The following is a 1880-nucleotide window of genomic DNA, read 5'->3' on the forward strand; positions in this document are numbered from 1 at the left end:
CTGTCACCTCTTTTCGGATGGCGCGAAACATTCCAAAGCGGCACAGCCCCACGCTAAAGGCCAGCCACATGAGCAGAATGGTCGGCACTTCCCGTAGCGACTTAATCAAACCGGGAACGCCGAATTTCACCAGGCCCGCAGGTCGCGCGATGCCCTGCCAGATCGAGTCGGGCCAGGAGGGCAGCGTTTCCTTTGACCAGTCCGCAGTGGTGACAGGGCCCTCGGTGAGTCCCGTGGCTTCCAGCAGTTCCGAAAACCCTTCAATGCTGGCGAATTCTGGGTGCGACCATTGATCCAGCAGTTGCCGCATGACGGTGCGCTCCCACAGGTTGAGCGGAATTTGGCGATCATCCCGTTGGTTCCAGTCGGCCACCACCAGCACGCCGCCCGGTTTCAGCACGCGCATCAGTTCTTTGGCAAAAATTGCTTTGTCGGGCATGTGCGGCCCGGCTTCCACCGACCACACCACGTCGAAGCTGGCATCGGGAAAAGACAGCGCCATCGCGTCGTCTACCAGAAACTTGGCGCTGACTCCGGGCGGCGTAAGATCCTGCGCTCGCTTTACCTGCTGGGAGCTGATGGTAATGCCCGTAACGTTAAAGCCGTAGTCTTGCGCCAGGATGCGGCTGCTGCCGCCGATGCCACAGCCCACGTCGAGCAGGGTGGAGCCACGCAGCAGGCGATCGAGGCCGCCCCAGCGCACCATTTCATGCACAAAGTCGGCTTTGGCTTTGAGAAAATCTTTGCGGCGTGGTGGAGAGCCATAGTGCCCCAGATGAATATGTTCGCCCCAATAAAATTCTAGGATGCCGTCCTGCGTCCATTCGTCGTAGGAACGGGCGACAGACTCGCCGGACTGGTAGCGGCGGGCGGTGAGCAGGTAAAGGATCGTGCCGATGAGCAACGTTGCCAGCAGCAGGATGAGGGCGATCGCCAAGAGAGAACCCATGCTTTATGTCGCGTGTCCGAGTTTGATGTAAATCGTTTGAGTAGAGCGTTTGAGTAGAGCGGTGAGCGCGTCGAATCCCAATCTCGAATACGATTGTAACGTTACTTTAACGTCGAACTCGACTAGCGCAGTGAGGCAGCACTCGACCTGGCGTTGGCCTTATCGCGTTTGGAGGGCGATCGCCGCGAAGCAGCGCCTTATCAGAGCAAAACTACGAGGCCCCAAACTCCCAAGACGCTGCCAGATGTTGCTGAACGCAAATATGTCAAATACGAATTTCACACTCTGCGGGAAGCTCAGTCTCGATCTTCTCGCTTAGAAATGACATTGAAATTCTCGTCTAAAAAAACGTCGTATTCTTTGCCGTCGTTGCAGCGCACGTCTTCGGCCTCAAAGCCCACGCCCTGGATATAATCCACATCGCCAACCACCGGGCATCCCTGAGCCTGAAGCACTTCGACGACTCTCGCCCGCTCTTGGGGAGTTGCGTCTCGATCAATATCAGCCCGGGCTGTTTGGGGAACCAGCACTCCGGCCGATACCAGTAGTAAAGCGACAAAGCCACTAATAGAAAACTGCATCAAGGACAAACGTTTCACGCAAAACTCCTATATGTTCCAGTCAATAAACTGCTCATAAGCTACCGATACAGGGGCATGAGTTTGCTCTATCAAGAGGTATATTCGGGGACAATCAAGCGAAGGAAATTCTTAATCTTCTACGAGACACACACTTCGCTCCAGATTTGTTTCTCTAGTCAGATGGGGTGCGATAAAACCGTATGATGAAGAACCGTATGATGAAGCGCATCGACATTGCGCGAGGAAGCGAATGGAGTCAATGGATTCTCTGAACTGGGTGATGGGCGGGCTGGCTGTGGCGATTTTGATCGGCGGAATGCTGATGATGTTTACGACGGTGTTCACCACAA

2 protein-coding genes are annotated in these 1880 nt (G+C 55.1%); both read right to left on the reverse strand.

Annotated features, from left to right (window positions below; all coding sequences use genetic code 11):
• On the reverse strand, positions 1-949 hold a 949-nt coding region (locus tag IGS51_RS01630), incomplete at its 3' end, for a methyltransferase domain-containing protein (protein ID WP_297075155.1).
• 296 nt (positions 950-1245) lie between these two features.
• Positions 1246-1548, reverse strand: a complete 303-nt coding sequence (locus IGS51_RS01635; protein ID WP_297075156.1) for a hypothetical protein — start codon at positions 1546-1548, stop codon at positions 1246-1248.
• Positions 1549-1880: the final 332 nt, after the last annotated feature.

This window comes from Thermoleptolyngbya sp. M55_K2018_002, from assembly GCF_015295965.1.
Taxonomy (GTDB): Bacteria; Cyanobacteriota; Cyanobacteriia; order Elainellales; family Elainellaceae; genus Thermoleptolyngbya; species Thermoleptolyngbya sichuanensis.